19 protein-coding genes are annotated in these 17,947 nt (G+C 66.1%); 12 read left to right on the forward strand and 7 right to left on the reverse strand.

The window, feature by feature from the left end; all coding sequences use genetic code 11:
* The first annotated feature begins 78 nt into the window (after window positions 1–78).
* Together TSA1_RS10190 and TSA1_RS10195 are read left to right on the forward strand one after the other, a co-directional pair.
* A complete protein-coding gene (locus tag TSA1_RS10190; protein WP_100176233.1) occupies window positions 79–1,008 on the forward strand; it encodes a glycine reductase in 930 nt (309 codons plus the stop codon).
* 36 nt (window positions 1,009–1,044) lie between these two features.
* Complete coding sequence (locus TSA1_RS10195; protein ID WP_100176234.1) at window positions 1,045–2,238, forward strand: CaiB/BaiF CoA transferase family protein; 1,194 nt, start codon at window positions 1,045–1,047, stop codon at window positions 2,236–2,238.
* Window positions 2,239–2,434: 196 nt separating this feature from the next.
* Here the strand turns inward: TSA1_RS10195 and TSA1_RS10200 are convergent, their stop codons facing one another.
* Window positions 2,435–3,199, reverse strand: coding sequence for an SOS response-associated peptidase (locus tag TSA1_RS10200; RefSeq protein ID WP_100176235.1), 765 nt, complete (start codon window positions 3,197–3,199; stop codon window positions 2,435–2,437).
* Between the two features lie 63 nt (window positions 3,200–3,262).
* On the opposite strand from TSA1_RS10200, the gene TSA1_RS10205 reads away from it, so the two are divergent.
* From TSA1_RS10205 to TSA1_RS10220, 4 genes are all read left to right on the forward strand, one after another.
* Window positions 3,263–3,763, forward strand: coding sequence for a hypothetical protein (locus TSA1_RS10205; RefSeq protein ID WP_100176236.1), 501 nt, complete (start codon window positions 3,263–3,265; stop codon window positions 3,761–3,763).
* Window positions 3,764–3,808: 45 nt separating this feature from the next.
* Window positions 3,809–4,243: an NUDIX hydrolase gene (locus TSA1_RS10210; protein WP_100176237.1), complete on the forward strand. Its 435-nt coding sequence runs from the start codon at window positions 3,809–3,811 to the stop codon at window positions 4,241–4,243.
* 69 nt (window positions 4,244–4,312) lie between these two features.
* Entirely contained in the window at window positions 4,313–4,690 is a 378-nt protein-coding gene (locus TSA1_RS10215) for a TIGR02301 family protein (RefSeq protein WP_100176238.1), read from the forward strand.
* A gap of 276 nt (window positions 4,691–4,966) precedes the next feature.
* Window positions 4,967–5,233, forward strand: coding sequence for a hypothetical protein (locus TSA1_RS10220; RefSeq protein WP_097659736.1), 267 nt, complete (start codon window positions 4,967–4,969; stop codon window positions 5,231–5,233).
* A 191-nt stretch (window positions 5,234–5,424) separates the two neighbouring features.
* Here TSA1_RS10220 and TSA1_RS10225 read toward each other — a convergent pair whose 3' ends face one another.
* The 6 genes from TSA1_RS10225 to TSA1_RS10250 all read right to left on the reverse strand — a co-directional run bounded on the left by TSA1_RS10225 (window position 5,425) and on the right by TSA1_RS10250 (window position 11,022).
* Window positions 5,425–5,745, reverse strand: coding sequence for a cupredoxin domain-containing protein (locus TSA1_RS10225; protein ID WP_100176239.1), 321 nt, complete (start codon window positions 5,743–5,745; stop codon window positions 5,425–5,427).
* 10 nt (window positions 5,746–5,755) lie between these two features.
* A complete protein-coding gene (locus TSA1_RS10230) occupies window positions 5,756–6,286 on the reverse strand; it encodes a DUF4142 domain-containing protein (RefSeq protein ID WP_100176240.1) in 531 nt (176 codons plus the stop codon).
* 88 nt (window positions 6,287–6,374) lie between these two features.
* The gene (locus TSA1_RS10235) at window positions 6,375–7,064 is read right to left on the reverse strand and encodes an RNA polymerase sigma factor (protein WP_174718841.1); all 690 of its coding nucleotides are present in this window, start codon (window positions 7,062–7,064) and stop codon (window positions 6,375–6,377) included.
* Between the two features lie 103 nt (window positions 7,065–7,167).
* The gene (locus TSA1_RS10240; protein ID WP_100175217.1) at window positions 7,168–8,271 is read right to left on the reverse strand and encodes an ISAs1 family transposase; all 1,104 of its coding nucleotides are present in this window, start codon (window positions 8,269–8,271) and stop codon (window positions 7,168–7,170) included.
* A gap of 248 nt (window positions 8,272–8,519) precedes the next feature.
* Window positions 8,520–9,389, reverse strand: coding sequence for a sulfurtransferase (locus TSA1_RS10245; RefSeq protein ID WP_100176242.1), 870 nt, complete (start codon window positions 9,387–9,389; stop codon window positions 8,520–8,522).
* Window positions 9,390–9,687: 298 nt separating this feature from the next.
* Window positions 9,688–11,022, reverse strand: coding sequence for a dihydroorotase (locus tag TSA1_RS10250; protein WP_100176243.1), 1,335 nt, complete (start codon window positions 11,020–11,022; stop codon window positions 9,688–9,690).
* 101 nt (window positions 11,023–11,123) lie between these two features.
* On the opposite strand from TSA1_RS10250, the gene ygfZ reads away from it, so the two are divergent.
* From ygfZ to TSA1_RS10280, 6 genes are all read left to right on the forward strand, one after another.
* Window positions 11,124–11,999: a CAF17-like 4Fe-4S cluster assembly/insertion protein YgfZ gene (ygfZ, locus tag TSA1_RS10255; protein WP_100176244.1), complete on the forward strand. Its 876-nt coding sequence runs from the start codon at window positions 11,124–11,126 to the stop codon at window positions 11,997–11,999.
* Window positions 11,996–12,622: a DNA-3-methyladenine glycosylase I gene (locus tag TSA1_RS10260; protein WP_100176245.1), complete on the forward strand. Its 627-nt coding sequence runs from the start codon at window positions 11,996–11,998 to the stop codon at window positions 12,620–12,622. Before ygfZ ends, TSA1_RS10260 begins: the two co-directional genes overlap by 4 nt.
* On the forward strand, window positions 12,619–13,233 hold the full coding sequence (locus TSA1_RS10265; RefSeq protein ID WP_100176246.1) for a YfbR-like 5'-deoxynucleotidase: 615 nt from the start codon (window positions 12,619–12,621) through the stop codon (window positions 13,231–13,233). The genes TSA1_RS10260 and TSA1_RS10265 overlap by 4 nt, the downstream gene beginning before the upstream one ends.
* A gap of 237 nt (window positions 13,234–13,470) precedes the next feature.
* Window positions 13,471–13,977, forward strand: coding sequence for a tyrosine phosphatase family protein (locus TSA1_RS10270; protein WP_028141638.1), 507 nt, complete (start codon window positions 13,471–13,473; stop codon window positions 13,975–13,977).
* A 230-nt stretch (window positions 13,978–14,207) separates the two neighbouring features.
* Window positions 14,208–15,176: an NUDIX hydrolase gene (locus tag TSA1_RS10275; RefSeq protein WP_100176247.1), complete on the forward strand. Its 969-nt coding sequence runs from the start codon at window positions 14,208–14,210 to the stop codon at window positions 15,174–15,176.
* A gap of 49 nt (window positions 15,177–15,225) precedes the next feature.
* A complete protein-coding gene (locus tag TSA1_RS10280; protein WP_100176248.1) occupies window positions 15,226–17,946 on the forward strand; it encodes a DUF2339 domain-containing protein in 2,721 nt (906 codons plus the stop codon).
* The last annotated feature ends 1 nt before the right edge of the window (window position 17,947 follow it).

The following is a 17,947-nucleotide window of genomic DNA, read 5'->3' on the forward strand; positions in this document are numbered from 1 at the left end:
TGCGTCTCCCCGCCCCCCATTGAGCGCCCCCAAAACTATCTCTAGTCTGGCTCCAACCAAGAACCAGGAGACGCGCCCATGTCCGCGCCGCGCGACGATGAATTCGGCTTTGCGCCCGACTATGATTCTCCCATCCCCTACATGCAGCGCACACGCGATTATTACGCGGCGATCGGCTACACCACGCCGTACCGCTGGGCGCATTACACCTCGGCGCCGTTCCAGCCGCTGAAGAAGCCGCTGGCCAGGTCGCGCGTGACGATCATCACCACGGCTGCGCCCTACGATCCCGCCAAGGGCGACCAGGGGCCGGGCGCGGCGTATAATGGCGGCGCGAAGTTTTATCAGGTCTATGACGGCGACACGTCGAAGGAGCACGACCTTCGCATCTCGCATATCGGCTACGACCGCAAGCACACCTCGGCGACCGACAACGGCACCTGGTTTCCGCTGCCGCAGCTGTTGAAGGCGAGCGCGGCGGGCCGGATCGGCGAAGTGGCCCCGCGCTTCTTCGGCGCGCCGACCAACCGCAGCCACCGCGTCACGCTCGACACCGACGCGCCGGAGATTCTGGCGCGCTGCCTGGCCGACAAGGTCGATGTTGCGGTGCTGGTGCCGAACTGCCCGGTCTGCCACCAGACCACCGCGCTGGTGGCGCGGCATCTGGAGGCCAATGGCATTCCGACCGTGGTGATGGGCTGCGCCAAGGACATCATCGAGCACGCCGCGGTGCCGCGCTTCCTGTTCTCGGACTTCCCGCTCGGCAACTCCGCCGGCAAGCCGCATGACGTCGCCTCGCAGGCGCAGACCCTGGAGTTGGCGCTTCTGCTGCTCGAGACCGCGAGCGGCCCGCAGACCACGATGCAGTCGCCGCTGCGCTGGAGCGAGGATGCCTCCTGGAAGCTCGACTACAACAACGTCGCGCAGCTGTCGCCGGAAGAGCTGGCGCGCCGCCGCGCCGAATTCGACAAGCAGAAGGAGATCGCGCGCGGCAACCGCGCCGCCTGACGTCTTCCAATAAGAACAAACAAGGGGGAGAGCGACGTGACGCGACCGTTCGAGGGCGTGAAGATCCTGGATTTCACGCAAGTGCTGGCCGGCCCCTATGCGAGCTATCAGCTCGCGCTCTTGGGCGCCGACGTCATCAAGGTCGAGCGGCGCGAGGGCGAGGACATGCGCCGCACGCCGCTCAGCCGCGAATGGGCCGAGCGCGGGCTCGCCCCGGCGTTCCAGGCCATCAACGGCAATAAGCGCAGCCTGACGCTCGATCTGCAGAAGCCCGAGGCGATCGCGATCGTGAAGAAGCTCGCGGCGAGCGTCGACGTCGTCATGGAGAACTTTCGCCCGGGCGTGATGGACAAGCTCGGCATCGGCTACGAGGCGCTCTCGGCGATCAATCCGAAGCTGATCTATTGCGCGGTGTCAGGTTTTGGCCAGACCGGCCCGGATCGATTGCGGCCCGGCTATGACGGCAAGATGCAGGCGCTGTCGGGCATCATGGCGATCACCGGACATCCCGAGACCGGGCCGACCCGCGCCGGCTTTGCGGTGTGCGACGTGCTGTCGGGTGCGACCGCCGCGTTCGGCGTGTCGAGCGCGCTGTATCAGCGTGACCGCACCGGCCAGGGGCAGCTCATTGACGTCTCCATGCTGGAGGCGACGATGGCGTTCCTGTCGGGGCAGATCGCGGACTGGTCGGTTGCCGGCCATCGCCAGGCGCTCTCGGGCAACCAGGCGGTGAGCCGCAGGACCACGGCGAATTTGTTCAAATGCGGCGACGGCCACATCCTGCTCGCCGTCAACAACGAGAAGCAGTACCGCGCGCTGATGGCTACGCTCGGCCGCGAGGACACGTTGTCCGATCCGCGCTTCGCGGACTGGTTCTCGCGCAACGAGAACGAGCCGGCATTGCGCGCGATCATCGAGGAGGCGCTCGCGGCAAAGCCGGCGCGCGAATGGGAGACCATCCTGGAAGACGCGGGGGCGCCCTGTGCCAGTATCTGGAAGGTCGAGGAGGTGATCGACCATCCGCAAATCAAGGCGCGCGGCGCGATCCAGGAGCTGGACACGCCCTACGGCCGCCTGCGCTTTGCCGGCAGCGGTTTCAAGCTCGCTCATGGCGGCGGCAAGCTCGACCGGATGGCGCCGGAGCTGGGCGCGGATACGGATGCGGTGCTGGACGAGCTGGGGTTCGATGCGGCGGAGATCGCGGGCTTGAGGGCGCGGGAGGTCGTGTGAAGGTAGCACCCCACACTCTTCTCGTCGTCCCGGGGCGCGAGTAGCGCGAACCCGGGCCCCATCACCACAGGATTGCGTTTGACGAAGACTCGTGGTGAGCAGCTTGCTGCTATAACCTCTCCCTGGGGTTGAGTCCCGGATCTGCGCGCGCTTGGGGCGCGCTTGTCCGGGACGACAGCTGAGTGAGTGGCGCGAGCTAAAACAACGAGCCCTGACCGTCATCCGCCGGGCCGGCCGCAACCTTCCGCACCGCTTTCTTCGGCTTCACCGCCTCCACTTCCGCCTCCATCTCCGCCGCACTGATCGGCAGCACGAGCTGCTCGTCGTCATTGGCGACGCGGTTGACGCGGGTGGAGACGGGGTGCCAGGCGAACTCGCCGATACGCGGGGCCCTCATCAGCGGCAGGATCGCATCGATCTCGTCGCCTCTGGTGTCAAGCCAGCGCTCGAAATCGCGCTCGCTGATGGTGACGGGCACGCGGTCATGCAAGCTCGCGAGATCCTCGCCCGCCGCGGCCGTGACGATCGCGACCGTGTCGAGCTCCTCGCCGTTCGGCCCGGCCCAGGTTTCGAACAATGCGGCGAAACCGAGCGGCGCGCCGTCGGCGCGGTGAATGAAGAAGGGTTGCTTGCGGCCGCCTTCCGACTTCCACTCATAATAGCCGTCGGCCGGGATCAGGCCGCGGCGGCGGCGTATCGCGCGCTTGAATGCGGGCTTCTCCAGCACCGTCTCGGAGCGGGCATTGATCAGGAGCGTAAAGCCCTTGGGGTCCTTGACCCAGCCCGGCAGCAATCCCCAGCGCATCAGGCGGAAATGGCGGGCGCCGTTCTCGACCAGCACGACCGGAATCGGTTGTGTCGGGGCGACATTGTACCGGGGCGGGAAGTTGGGCTGCTCGACATAGCCGAACAGTTGCCGCAAAGCCGCGGGGGCCGAAGTTATGACGAAGCGTCCACACATCCCAGGGCGTCTATATAGGGTCCGTTCAGGTCCTTTTAACCCCGAACGTTAACACTGCGGCAGATGAGCTCAATGGCCTCGCAACCCGCGCGGACGCATGTACAGACGGGCCCCGAGGCGCAAGCCTGGGCCGAACGGCTGCGCGTGGCCAACATCAACCCGCGGACCGGGCTTGCCACTGACTATCTCAACCATTTCAATGAAGCCGTGATGCTGCTGGAAATGGTTCCGGACATGCCGGAATGCGCGGAAGATTTTTTGACATGGTCGCCGCTGTCCTATGCCGAGCACTTCACGGCGTCGAATTTCAAGGCACGCGACCTTGCCATCGAGGCCTATGAGAAGGCCGATCCCAGCGTCCGCGCCCAATTCGACCACCTCACCGATACCATGACCTCGATCCTGACCGCGGTCGGCTCGGCCATGCGCGAGGTCGAGAAGGACACCACGCGCATCCGCCTCGCCGAGCAGGCCGCCCTCTGGGTCAAGCCGCTGATCGCGGCCTGCGGCGGCATCATCCATGGCGGGGCCGAAGCCGACGTCGACACCATCATGGCGAACTGAACCAGATCCTTTAAGAACAGGTCCTGAACCGGGTCCTTTGAGAAAATGGCTTCAGTCGTCCAGCCCAGCCACCCCCAGCTTGCCGTCAGCGCCGCGATCTTCCGCGACGGCAAGGTGCTGCTGACCCGCCGGGCCCGCTCGCCCGCCAAGGGCTTCTATTCGCTCCCCGGCGGCCGGGTCGAGTTCGGCGAATCGCTGCACCAGGCCCTCAGCCGCGAGGTCGACGAGGAGACCGGGCTCGACATCGCGATCGTCGGCCTTGCCGGCTGGCGCGAGGTGCTGCCGGCCGCGCCCGGGGCCGGCCATTACCTCATCATGTCGTTTGCCGCCCGCTGGGTGGCCAGGGAGCCGTCTCTCAACGACGAGCTCGACGATTACCGCTGGATCGCGCCCGACGCCTTGGCGGGCCTGGGTGACCTCAGGCTGACCGGAGGGCTGGAGGAGGTCATCCAGTCCGCGGCGCGGCTGATTGGGGCCTGACCCGAGCCGCCCGGCTCACCGGCTCCCCTACCTTGCGTCGTCAGCCCCGAGGAGGCATACACCCCGCCGATGTCCACGCGATTTCTGGCCATTTTTGCCCTGATTCTCGCCTGCGCCTCGGCGCCCGCCAGGGCCCAGGACGTGGCGGCGCCGTTTGACGCCGATTTGCAGCGGCTGGCGGAGATCCTCGGCGGCCTGCACTATCTGCGCGGCATCTGCGGGGCCAACGAGGGCAACAAATGGCGCAACGAGATGCAGGCGCTGATCGATGCCGAAACCCCCTCCGGCGAGCGCCGCACCCGCATGATCGCCGGCTTCAACCGCGGCTATAACGGCTTTCAGCAGACCTACCGGAGCTGCACGCCCGCCGCGACGGTCGCGATCCGCCGGTATATTGAGGAAGGCTCGAAGATCTCGCGGGATCTGACGGCACGCTACGCGAACTGATTTCTCTCCTCGTCATTCCGGGGCGCGCGCAGCGCGAACTATGGTGCGCAATTGCGCACCTGAGAATCCATGCATCCATCGTCTTCGCGGCCCGATGGATTCCGGGCCCGCGCCTGTCGGCGCGTCCCGGAATGACAGCCACGGGAACCCTGCCATCGACTTTGTTCACAGCCGTTAACCGTTCTTAAAGATGTGGCCTAGCGGTCGTTAATACGCGTGCTACACCTCTCGCACAGCGCATCGCCGTGGATCGCGCCCCAGCCCTGATCGAGTTTCATGAGCCAGCCGATTTCCTACGCACCCGACCGCGCGCCGCTGCCCGATCACGAGCAGAAACAGGCCGCACTGAGCTATCTCAACGAGGCCTGGGCCGAAGCGCGCCATGAGGGCGTCGACGGCGACTGCCTGGCGCAGGCGAGCCTGTTTGCGGCCTTTGCCGAGCTCGTCGGCACCTATGGCGAGGACGCGGTCGCCAAGTTCGTCGAAGGCTTTCCGGGCCGCATCCGCAACGGCGAGTTCTCGGTCGACATCTGCAGGCAGTAGCACCTTCCGAAAATGACCCCGCCACGCGGGCGGGGCCAGTCAACGGATGAATGACTTTGCAAAGCGGATTTGGCGAAAGGCTTCGCGAAGTCTGCCGCGTTTATCGCACGGAAGCCGTTTTCAGCGGACAAGCATTAGTCTCGTCGCCATCGGGAGATGTTCCCGCCGCGCTCGGGAACGTGCTCTCTCCCTCACGGCTCGACCTTGAGCGTCGCTTTCATGTTGGGATGATAGCGGCAGTAATAGTCGATCGTTCCCGCCTTCTTCAGAACTGACGTCGCCGATGTCTTCGGCGGCAAGCTCACGTCGAAGTCGCCGTTCTTCGCGGTGGCGGTGTGGGCGAAGACGTCCTTGTTGATCCAGTTGATGGTATCGCCGACCTTGGCCGATATCTCGGCCGGTGAGATCACGAGGTTCTCCATCGTGATCTCGATCGTCGCGGCGTGCGCCGGGACCGCCATCGCCGCGACGACAAGCGCGATGGGACACGAAAACAGCCGCCACGACCTCATCGCACACTCCCTATTTCAACTCGGCCGCGACGTGCTCGGCGTGCTGCTGATGGCCCTGGAAGATCTTCAGGCCGGTCTGCAGCAGGCTCTTCAGCTCGGCATTGCTCGCCGACGGAATCAGCTGGGTCTCCAGCGCGCCGTTGACCGCCTTGTGGTAGGCGACCTCGTTGGCGACATAGGCCTTGTCGAAGGCGGCGCCGTCCAGCTTGTCGAGCTCGGCCAGCTTGTCGCTCGCCTGCTTCGACAGCGCCGTGCTGGTGTCGTTGTCTTCAGGGGTGACATTCAGCTTCTTGACCAGCGCGAGCGCCTGCTTGTTGACCGCTTCATGGTCGCGCAGCATGTCCTCGGCAAACGCCTTGACGTCCTTGCTCTTCGCCTTCTTCTGCGCCTGCTTGGCGGCGTTGATGTCGATCACCCCGGCCGTGTAGGCGATGTGGGCGATCTGCGGATCGGTCGGCTTGTCGGCGGCGCTGGCGCCTTGCAGCGCGGGGCTCGACAACAGAATGGCCGCGGCGAGCGCCGCGCTCCAACGGATGAACATGGTCTGACACTCCTGTGCTGCCGGACATTTGCCGGCGTTGCTTCACGGGAGTTGGATGGGAATTCTTCGCGGACGTTCCCGAAAAATTTCAGCCGCCGACGCCGAGCCGCTTCAGCACCGCTTCGGTCAGGCGCTCGCAGCGCCAGCCCGCGAACGGAAACGCGTCCATCATCACCGGACCGATCTCCTTCTCGACATTCTCGCGCAGCATGGCGCGGGCGCGATGCAACCGCGTCTTCACGGTCTCGGGCTTCACGCCGAGCAGTTCGGCGGTCTCCTCGATGTTCATGCCCTCCATGACACGCGCGACGAACACCATGCGAAACGCATCCGGCAACTCGTCGATGGCGCGTTCGACGACGCGCTGGATTTCACGTTGGGCCATGGTCCTTTCCGGATCGCTCGCGGGAGAAGCGGGAAATTTGATGATCTGCGCCTCGAGCGCCGCTTCGCCCACCGCGCCGAGCGCGACATGCGGCTTTGCGCTGCGCACCCGGCCGAGCGCCTCGTTGATGGCGATGCGCGACAGCCATGTCGACAGCCCGGACTCGCCGCGGAAGCCGTCGAGATGGGTGAAGGCGCGGACATAGGTTTCCTGCACCACGTCCTCGGCCTCGCTGTCGCTGCGCAAGATCCCGCGCGCGAGGCGATAGAGCCTGCGGTTGTTGGCCTGCATGATCTCGCGGAGCGCAGTCTCGTCGCGGCCTCGCGCGCGGTCGATCAGTTCGGCTTCTAATGTCCTGGCGCCGGCGGACAGGCCGGCTGCGGTCCCTGGCATGGCGGGCACCCCTTCATTGGTTCCGGACATTGGATGCAGGTCCGGGAGAAAGGTTCCCGGATTTCTGACCTTGGGGGATCTTACCCTCCCCTGGAGGGCAGGGCTATCGCATGTGACCGATAAGGCTGAGAAGGAATTCGTCTTCCCAGCCTGCTCGTTTGACCTTCTGTCGCATGGAGATGCGGGCGGGGTGGGCTCGAATGAGATTGATTGCAGCTCGCCGCAAGATCGCGAAGTTCTCGGGGCCGTTGTTTTTTCTGGTTCGGCAAGCGTCTTCGCCAAAGACGACATCGAGCACCCAGTGCAACTGATTCTCGATGCTCCAATGGCCTCGGACGACCTGCAACAATCGTCTTGCGGGCAGGTATTTGGACAACAAGTAATATCGCACGGACGGCTTGCCGGCGGGTTTGCCATGCAGTCGTCGGCGCGAAGTGATGCGAGCCACGGCCGCCACTCCGGGAAAGCGGTTTGTCGTACCCAGACTGATGTTGCGCATGACGGTGGCGCGCCGGGATTCGCATCGATCGTGCGTGCTCGGCTCGCGTCGTTGAGCCACGCTGCGCTTGCCCGAGCGGGCAAAGCAGCGCTCGACCTCCGCGAACAGTTTGCTTTGATTTTCCTTGAGAGCCAGCACGTAGTGGGCGCCACGCTCGAGCACCTTCTTGGCGAAGGGACGATTGCAATGCAGGGCGTCGGCAGTGACGATGCAGCCTTCGAGCGAAAGCATTTGCAGCACATCCAGGGCACCTTGGGCCTCGTTGCGGCCTGGCGCCTTGCATGCAGCCAGGGCCATGCGGGCTTCGGTCGCAAAGACATTGACCATGTGCAGTGGCGTGGCGCTGCGACCGCGTTCGTAGGCTCCTCGAACAGCTTTGCCATCGACTGCCACCACGCCGGTGAGCTTGATCCCGTTGGCCTCTGCGAATGCTGCCATAAAGCTTCGGAAGGCTTGTTCGAAAGCCCCCGGATCGAGCGCGTTGAAGACCCGGCTGAACGTATCGTGACTGGGGATTCCGTGCTCCAACCGAAGGAATTGCCGCAACAGCTTTTCCTTGGACGACGCGAACACCTCCATATCCGTCGCGCCCTGTCCTCCGCACAACACCGTTGCCAGCGCGATGACGATGAGATCCAGCAGGTCGTGCAGTGCGTTGGGTGCACGCGGATCGGGCAACGTACTGAAGATACTGCGAATCTTGCGCATAGGACCCCCACGCCGAATCGGGAGTCCTCTTCAGAATCCATATCGCTGGACCGCGCAATACCACCCTCAAAACCACATGCGATTCCCCTGCCCTGGAGGGGGAGGGTCGATTCATGTCGAGCGAAGCGAGAGGTGAAGCGGGGTGGGGTGATCTCTCCGCACAGAGACCGCCTCAATGGAGAGATCACCCCACCCCGCTCGCGCTGCGCGCGATCGACCCTCCCCCTCCAGGGGAGGGTAAGCAGAGGTTAATCCGTCTCGATCGGCAGCGTCGGGTCCCTCGCCCACTCGCCCATGGAGGCATCGTAGAGCGTCAGCCTGTCGTAGCCGAGCTGGGCCAGCAGGAACAGGTCGATCGTCGCCGAGATGCCGCCGCCGCAATAGAGAATCACATTCTTGTCGCGCGTGACGCCTGCAGCAGTGAACTTGGCTTCGGCGTCGGCAAGCGTCGTCAGGGTCTTGTCGGCGTTCACGAGCGTTGCGGCTGACACGTTGACGCTGCCGGGAACGCGGCCCGGCCGGCCGTAGCGGCTCGGCTCGAGGCCGCGATGAAACTGCGGCCCGAGCGCGTTGACGATGACGGTTGCGGGATCGCCGATACGGGCCGCCACGGCGGTCTTGTCGACGAAGAGGCCGGCGCGCGGCGCGGCCCTGAAGGTCGTCGCCGGATATCCCTTCGGTGCGCCCATCTCGATCGGTCGCCCCTCCTCCTTCCACTTGTCGAGACCGCCATCGAGCACACGGGCATCGACGCCGAGCGCGCGCAGCATCCACCAGAACCGCGTCGACCACATCATGGTGCCGATGCTGTAGAGCACGATGGTCTTGCTCGCATCGAGGCCGTGACGACCAAAGGCGGCTTCGAGCTGGGCAACGTCGGGCATCATGAAGAACTGCGGCGACGAGACGTCGGAGAACTCGCCCTGCAGATCGAGGAAATCGGCACCCGGAATGTGGCCGGCCACGAAGGTCTTGTCGCCGGGCACGGCACGATACGGCACGTCGCTGCCGGGTGGGACCGGCTCGTTGTACGTGGTGCAGTCATAGAGGCGGAGATTGGGATCGCCGAGCATGGCGGCAAGCTGCCCGGTGGTGATGAGGGGTGACGGTTGGGACATAATCGCCTCGCGTTGCGGAGCCGTAGCCCGGGTGAGCGTAGCGAAACCCGGGAATCGCTCAAGCGAACCCCCGCATATTGCTACGCTCATGCGGGCTAAGGTCTACGCTTGCAAGCGAGCACTCAGAACTCAATCCGTCACCCTGAGGTGGCCGCTCCTTCAGCGGCCCTCGAAGGGCGACAGCCCGGCCCTCTCCGCGTGGTTACAGCGCGGCCGTGCATCCTTCGAGGCTCTCCACGGGACGCGTTGCGTCCCGTGCCTCGCACCTCAGGATGACGGATCGAGCGAACCACTGCCCCTATTGCTTCAGCGTCTCCAGAAACCGCACCGCTTCGCCCTGCGCGGGCGTGACCAGCTCGCCCTGCCACATCACGCGGCGGCCGCGGATGAAGGTGCCGACCGGCCAGCCGGTGACGCGCACGCCGTCGTAAGGAGTCCAGCCGGCCTTCGACGCCACCCAATCGTTGGTGATGGTCTCGCTGCGCTTGAGATCGACGATGGTGAAATCGGCGTCATAGCCCGCAGCAATGCGGCCCTTGCAGGCCATGTTGTAGAGGCGCGCGGGGCCGGCGCTGGTGAGGTCGACGAACCTTGCCAGCGACAGCCGGCCGGCATTGACGTGATCGAGCATCAGGGGCACCAGCGTCTGCACGCCGGTCATGCCGGAGGGCGAGGCCGGATAGGTCTTCTGCTTTTCTTCCAGCGTATGCGGGGCGTGGTCGGAGCCGAGCACGTCGATGATGCCCTGCTCGATGCCGCGCCAGATGCCGGCACGGTGATCGGCACCGCGCACCGGCGGGTTCATCTGCGCCAGCGTGCCGAGCTGCTCGTAGCATTCGGGCGCGACCAGCGTCAGATGATGCGGCGTCGCCTCGCAGGAGGCGACGTCCTTGTGGTCGCGCAGGAACCCGATCTCTTCCTTGGTCGAGATGTGCAGCACGTGGATGCGCTTGCCGGTCTCGTGCGCGAGCTTGACCAGGCGCTGCGTCGCCATCAGCGCCGCGGTCTCGTCGCGCCAGACCGGATGCGAGCGGGCATCGCCCTCGATGCGCAGCGGCTTGCGGTCGTTGAGGCGGTATTCGTCCTCGGCGTGGAATGCGGCGCGGCGGTTGATGACCTGGAAGATGCGGCGCAGGCTGTCGTCGTCCTCCACCAGCAGCGCGCCGGTCGAGGAACCGATGAACACCTTGACGCCCGCGCAGCCCGGCGCGCGCTCCAGCACCGGCAGATCCTGCACGTTCTCACGGGTGCCGCCGATGAAGAAGGCGAAATCGCAATGCATGCGGTGATGGGCGCGCTTCACCTTGTCGGTGAACTCGGTCTCCGTCACCGTCAGCGGCGCAGTGTTCGGCATCTCGAACACGGCGGTGACGCCACCCATCACGGCGCTACGCGAGCCGGTCTCGAGGTCTTCCTTGTGCTCCAGCCCGGGCTCGCGGAAATGCACCTGCGTGTCCATCACGCCGGGCAGGATGTGCAGGCCCTTGCAGTCGATCACCTCGGCCGCGCTGCCTTGCGAGAGCGGGCCCAGCTCGGCGATGCGGCCATTGGCGATGCCGATATCGCGAACATTCTCGCCGTCCTGGTTGACGACGGTGCCGTTCTTGAGGATCACATCGAAGCGCTGGGTCATGGCTGAGGGCCTCTCTCATCCCCAAGCGCAGGGCTCGAGGTCTTGTCGTTTAAGCCTCGCGGGCTTACGTTCCGCAGCACCATGTCGCAAGAGATTTTCGCATGAAATCAGCGTTTCTTCCCGACCGGGGCGTCGTCAAGGTCGCGGGCGAGGATGCGCGCAACTTCCTCAACGGCCTCGTCACGACCGACGTCGACAGGCTGAAGCCGGGCCTGGGGCGATTCGGCGCGCTGCTGACGCCGCAGGGCAAGATCATCGTGGATTTCCTGATCACCGAGGCGCCGGCCGGCCATGGCGGCGGGTTCCTGATCGACTGCCCGAAAGCGCTGGCAGAGGGCCTCGCCACCAAGCTGAAATTCTACAAGCTGCGTGCCAAGGTCACCGTGGAAAACCTCGATCTCGGCGTGCTCGCGGCCTGGGACGGCCAGCCTGCGGCGCAGACCGACCTTGCCTTCGCCGACCCGCGCAACGAAGCGCTCGGCATCCGCATCCTGATCCCGGAGGACCTCAAGCAGAAGCTGTCCGATCTCATCGGCGCCGACCTGGTCGATGCGGCGGACTACGAGGCGCACCGGATCGCGCTCGGCGTGCCGCGCGGCGGGCTCGATTTCATGTACAACGATGCGTTCCCGCACGAGACCAACATGGACCGCCTCGCCGGCGTCGATTTCGACAAGGGCTGCTATGTCGGCCAGGAGGTCGTCTCGCGCATGCAACATCGCGGCACCGCGCGCACGCGCAGCGTCAAGGTGCTGCTTGACGACTTCTCGCCGGAGGCCGGTGTCAGTGTCATGGCCGGCGACAAATCCGTCGGAACCATGGGCTCGTCGGCGCAGGGCAAGGGCATTGCCCTGGTGCGCATCGACCGTGTCGCAGAGGCGCTCGATGCCGGCCAGCCTCTCACCGCCGGCGGCCTCGCGTTGCGCCTGGCAGATCCTGACGTTGTCCGTATCCCTGCGAAACAGCCCACCGCATGAGCCGAGCTCCCCGCCTGCATCCCGACGGAAAGACCCGCTGCCCCTGGCCGGGCGATGACCCCCTCTATGTCGCCTATCACGACACCGAATGGGGCGTGCCGGAATATGACGACCGCGCGCTGTACGAGAAGCTGATCCTCGACGGTTTCCAGGCCGGCCTGTCCTGGATCACCATCCTGCGCAAGCGCGACAATTTCCGCAAAGCTTTCGACGATTTCCGGCCGGAGAAGATCGCGCGCTACACCGACAAGAAGGTGCACGCGCTGATGAACGACGCCGGGATCGTGCGCAACCGCGCCAAGATCGACGGCACGATCCTCAGCGCCAGATCCTATCTCGACATCATGGAGAAAGGTCCGGGCTTCTCGAAGCTGCTGTGGGACTTCATGGGCGGCAAGCCCAAGGTCAACCATTTCAAGACCAGCGCGAGCGTACCGGCCTCGACGCCGCTGTCGGTGCAGATCTCCAAGGAGCTGTCCTCGCGCGGCTTCAAGTTCGTCGGCCCGACCATCGTCTACGCCTTCATGCAGGCGACCGGCATGGTCAACGACCATCTGGTCGACTGCCACTGCCACGCAAGCTGCAGCAAGCTGCAGCGCAAGCCGCGCCTCAAGGCCAAATGAGCGCGAAGAAAACGGCACGCGGCGCGGAATCCCGCGCCTGGCAGCGCATGCTGTCGGGCCGTCGGCTCGATCTGCTCGACCCCTCCCCGCTCGATGTCGAGATCGCCGACATCGCGCATGGGCTGGCGCGCGTGGCGCGCTGGAACGGCCAGACCGTCGGCGCGCATATCTTCTCGGTCGCGCAGCACACCCTGCTGGTGGAGACCGTGCTGCGGCACGAAATGCCGCGCGTGGACCAGCGCATGCGGCTCGCAGCCCTGCTGCACGATGCACCGGAATATGTGATCGGCGACATGATCTCGCCGTTCAAGGCCGTGCTCGACGGCCATTACAAGGCGGTCGAAAAGCGCCTGCTCGGCGCCATCCATATCCGTTTCGGGTTGCCGCCGGTCTTGCCGGAGGAGATCACGCAAGCCATCAAGGCCGCCGACCGCGGTGCAGCCTACCTCGAGGCGACCGAGCTTGCCGGCTTCAGCGCGGCCGAAGCCAAGCGCCTGTTCGGCAAGGATCCCGGCCTCTCCGACAGCGTCCGGCGCGACTATCTCACGTCCTGGACCGCGGCGCGGGCGGAGAAGCAGTTTCTGGAGCGGTTTGACGCGGTGTTCGCGTGAGCCTGGTTCGTGAGACGGTGAGGCCTCGCACTCCGCTGTCGTCCCTGCGAAAGCAGGGATCCATACCCACAGGGAGCGATTGCGACCCGAGCCTGTAACTCCGAGTTTTCGTCAAATCCCTTCCCGTGGATATGGGTCCCGGATCGGCGCGCGCTTGTGGCGCGCTTGTCCGGGACGACGAAGTGGTAGCTTTGCCCACCCGACGGGGCGCGGCTATAATCAAGAAAAAGGTTCGCCATGATCCACGTCTGTTCCCTCGCCGCGCTCCCCGAAACCGTCCGCCTCACCAGGGCCAGCCATGTGCTGACCGTGATGGCCAATGTCGAGCAGGTGGCGCGGCCGGTCTCGGTGCTCCCCGCCAATCATCTCAAGGTCTCGATGGACGACATCACCGAGGAGATGGATGGTTTCACCGCACCGTCCGAGACGCATATCGATCAGGTGCTGAATTTCGTGCGCGGCTGGGACCGCAGCGCACCGCTGGTGGTGCATTGCTATGCCGGCATCAGCCGCTCCACCGCGAGCGCGTTCGCGGCGGTCTGCGCGCTCAATCCCAACCGCGACGAGCTCGAGATCGCCAGAAAGATCCGCGCAGCCTCGCCGATCGCCTCGCCGAACCGGCGCATCGTCGGCCTCGCCGACCGTGCGCTGGGGCGCAACGGCCGCATGCTGCGCGCGCTCGACGAGATCGGTCCGGGCGCGATGATGGTCGAGGGGCGCCCCTTCGTGATCGAGCTCGAATGAAGAGGGAGTCGAATGGCAGCCGCGACGAGACCGTGCCCCCCTCTCCCGCTTGCGGGAGAGGGTTGGGGAGAGGGTGTCTCCGCATTGGGACGCCCCCCTAGAGGAGAAAGCCCTCACCCGGCACTGCGCGCCGACCTCTCCCGCGAGCGGGAGAGGTTACAGCGAGCCCGCGGAGAGACCGCCGCAATCAGTCGGCATATTTCTTCCATAACAGTTTCGATCATTATCGCATGAGCGAGACGCTGCTGACCCCGATCGAGATCGGCCTCACCGCTGCGATCGTTGCGATCGAGGGCCACGAGCCGCTGATCCTGACCGCGCGCGGCAGCGACGGGCTGGCCGGCCTGCCGTTCGGCCCGTTCGACGCGCTGGCGCACCGCACCTTCGAGATCGGCCTGCGCGCCTGGGTCGAGGAGCAGGCCGGCTTGCGGCTCGGCTATGTCGAGCAGCTCTACACCTTCGGCGATCGCGGCCGTCATGCCGAGGCCGGCGACACCGGGGCGCATATGGTGTCGATCGGCTATCTCGCACTGACGCGCGCGGTGGACGGCGAGCTTGCGGCCAACGCGGCGAGCTTCGCGCCATGGTATCGCTTCTTCCCCTGGGAAGACTGGCGCGAGGAACCGCCGGCGATCATCGCCCGCGACATCATTCCCGCGCTGACCGAGTGGGCCGCGGAGGAGACGCCGGAGACGACCCGTGCGCTGCCGCGCAAGGATCGTGTGCGGTTCTATTTCGGCCTCGACGGGGCGGCCTGGGACGAGGAGCGCGTGCTCGACCGCTACGAGCTGCTGTACGAGGCCGGCCTGGTCGAGGAAGCGCGGCGCGACGGCCGCCCTGCGGCATTAGCGCGCAAGATGCTGCCCCCGCTCGGGACCTCGATGCGGTTCGATCATCGCCGGATTCTCGCCACGGCGATCGCCCGGCTCCGCGCCAAACTGAAGTATCGTCCTGTGGTGTTTGAACTTTTGCCGCCCGAATTCACACTCACAGAACTGCAGCATACGGTGGAGGCGATCTCCGGCCGGCACCTGCACAAGCAGAATTTCCGCCGCCTGGTCGAAATGGAAGCCCTGGTCGAACCGACCGGGGTGATGTCGACACAGACGGGCGGACGGCCGGCGGCGCTCTACCGCTTCCGCCGCGACGTGCTTCAGGAGCGGCCCGCACCGGGCTTGCGCGTACGCTCCCGGCGCTAACTCAAGATTTGCGTGATCGGCCCCTGCCTGTCGATCGCCTGGAGGCTTCATGTTCGACGGCCCGTTTGACGTCTTCGCGCTGATCATCGCGATCATCGCCATCCTGATCGCCATCAAGGCCTCCAGCCAGGCAGCCGAGCTGCGGCGGCGCTTCAACACGCTCGAGGAGATGTTTTGCGCGCAACGGCGGCAGGTGCAACCGCCGCCGCCGCTGCCCGTACAGGCGCAGGTCGAGACGCCCACAACGGCGGCCACCGAGCCGCCGCCGCTTGCATCCGAGGCGGAAGCTGCGCCGCCTCCGCTCGTCACCGAAGAGCTTTCGCCGCCCCCGCTCGCAGCGGGCCCGCAGGCCGATGCCCCGCCACCGCTGCCCTCGCCCGCACCCGATATTCGCGAACCCGGCTTCGAGGAGCGGCTCGGCACGCGCTGGGTGGTGTGGATCGGCGGCCTTGCGCTCGCGCTCGGCGGCTTCTTCATGGTGCGCTATTCGATCGAGGCCGGCCTGCTCGGCCCCGGCGTGCGCGTCTTCCTGGGCGGCCTGTTCGCAGCCGCGCTGCTGGCAGCCGGCGAATGGACGCGGCGCAAGGAGAGCATCTCCAACATCGCCGCGCTGCCGATCGCCAACATCCCGGCGATCCTCACCGCGGCCGGAACGGCGGTGGCGTTCGCGACCATCTATGCCGCCTATGCGCTCTACGGCTTCCTCGTGCCCGCAACGGCCTTCGTGCTGCTCGGCATCGTGGCCATGTGCACGCTCGCAGCCGCGCTGCTGCACGGACCCGCGCTCGCCGGCCTCGGCGTGGTCGGCGCCTTCGTGACGCCGGTGCTCGTCTCCAGCGGCAAGCCGGACTACTGGGCGCTCTACATTTATCTCGCCGTCGTCACTGCCGCGAGCTTCGGCCTTGCCCGCATCCGGCTGTGGCGCTGGCTTGCGGTGACGACCATCGCCTTCGCCGTGCTCTGGCTGTTCCCGGGTCTCGACACCGAGCAGGTCCAGGTCGCGCCGCACGCCTTCCATGTCATCGCCGGCTTCGTGCTGGCCGCGCTCCTCGTCGTCTGCGGCTTCATGTTCGGCCCTGAAATCCAGGACGGCGAGATCGAGCCGATCTCCTCGGGCGCGCTCGGTGCCTATCTGTTCGGCGCGATGCTGATCGTGCTGTCGAGCGCGCATGCCGATCTGGCACTGATCGCGTTCGCGCTTCTCGTCGGCGCAACCCTCCTCGTCGCCTGGCGTGCATCTGCCGCCACCGGCGCCATCGGTGCGGCCGCAGCGACCGTCTTCGTCGTGTTCGCCGAATGGGCGGTGCGCGCCAACCCTGACATGCTGGTGCTGCCGGGCGGCCCCATAGCGGGAATCGGACCTGCCGCGACCGACAGCTCCGTCACGCTGCATCTGGTGACCGCGGCGATCTTCGCCGCGGGCTTCGGCATCGCCGGCTTCCTCGCGCAAGGCCGATCGAATTCGGCGATCATTCCGGTGGTGTGGTCGGTGGCAGGCGTCGCGACGCCGATCGCGATCCTGGTCGCGCTCTACGCGCGCATCGCCCATCTCGACCGCTCGATCCCGTTTGCGATCCTCGCTGTGCTGCTCGCCGCCGCCTTTGGCGCTGCGACCGAGGCGCTGACGCGCCGCGAGACCCGGCCGGGCATCATGATCTCCGCCGCTTTGTTCGCCACCGGCACGCTCGGCGCGCTGGCGCTGGCGCTGACCTTCGCGCTGGAGAAGGGCTGGCTGACGATCGCGCTGGCACTGATGTCGCTCGGCACCGCCTGGATCTCGCTGCAGCGGCCGATCCCGTTCCTGCGCTGGCTCGCCGCGATCTTCGCCGGCCTCGTCACCGCGCGCATCGCCTACGATCCGCGCATCGTCGGCGACGCCGTCGGCACCACGCCGATCTTCAACTGGCTGCTCTGGGGCTACGGCCTGCCGGCGGCATCGTTCTGGGCCGCGAGCCTGTTCCTGCGCCGCCGCGCCGACGATGCGCCGCTGCGCATGGTCGAGACCGCCGCGATCCTGTTCACCGCACTGCTTGCTTTCATGGAGATCCGGCACTTTGCGACCGGCGGCGACATGATCTCACCGCCGTCGCTGCTCGAATTCGCGCTCCAGGTCTGCATCACGCTCGCAATGGCGATCGGGCTGGAGCGCCTGCGGCTGCACAGCCACAGCATCGTGCACGATGTCGGCGCCATCGTGCTCACGGCGATCGGCGGGCTCATCAGCGTGATTGGCCTGCTGATCCTGGAGAACCCGCTGATCTGGCGCGTCGACGTCGGCGGCGCGGTGTTCAACCTGCTGCTGCTCGGCTACGCGCTGCCGGCGGTGCTGATGCTGCTATTGTCCTATGCGGTGGCCGGCTCGCGCGGCAAGGCCTACGCCAACACCATCGCCGGCGGCGCACTCGTGTTCGCGCTCGCCTATGTCACGCTGGAGATCCGCCGCTTCTATCACGGTCCGATCCTCTCGACCGGTCCGACGACGGGCGCCGAGCAATACACCTATTCGATCGGCTGGCTCGGCTTCGGCGTGGTACTGCTGGGCGTCGGCATTCTCGTCAACTCGGAGCGCGCGCGGCTGGCCTCGGCCGCCGTCATCGCCCTGACGATCCTCAAGGCCTTCGTCATCGACATGTCGACGCTGACCGGCGTCTACCGGGCACTGTCGTTCATGGGCCTCGGCATCGTGCTGGTCGCGATCGGCTGGCTCTACCAGCGCATCCTGTTCCGGCGGCAGGTCGCGCCGCCGCCGGCTCCGCAATCGGGAAGTTGAA

It is taken from the genome of Bradyrhizobium nitroreducens (assembly GCF_002776695.1).
In the GTDB taxonomy this organism is placed as follows: domain Bacteria; phylum Pseudomonadota; class Alphaproteobacteria; order Rhizobiales; family Xanthobacteraceae; genus Bradyrhizobium; species Bradyrhizobium nitroreducens.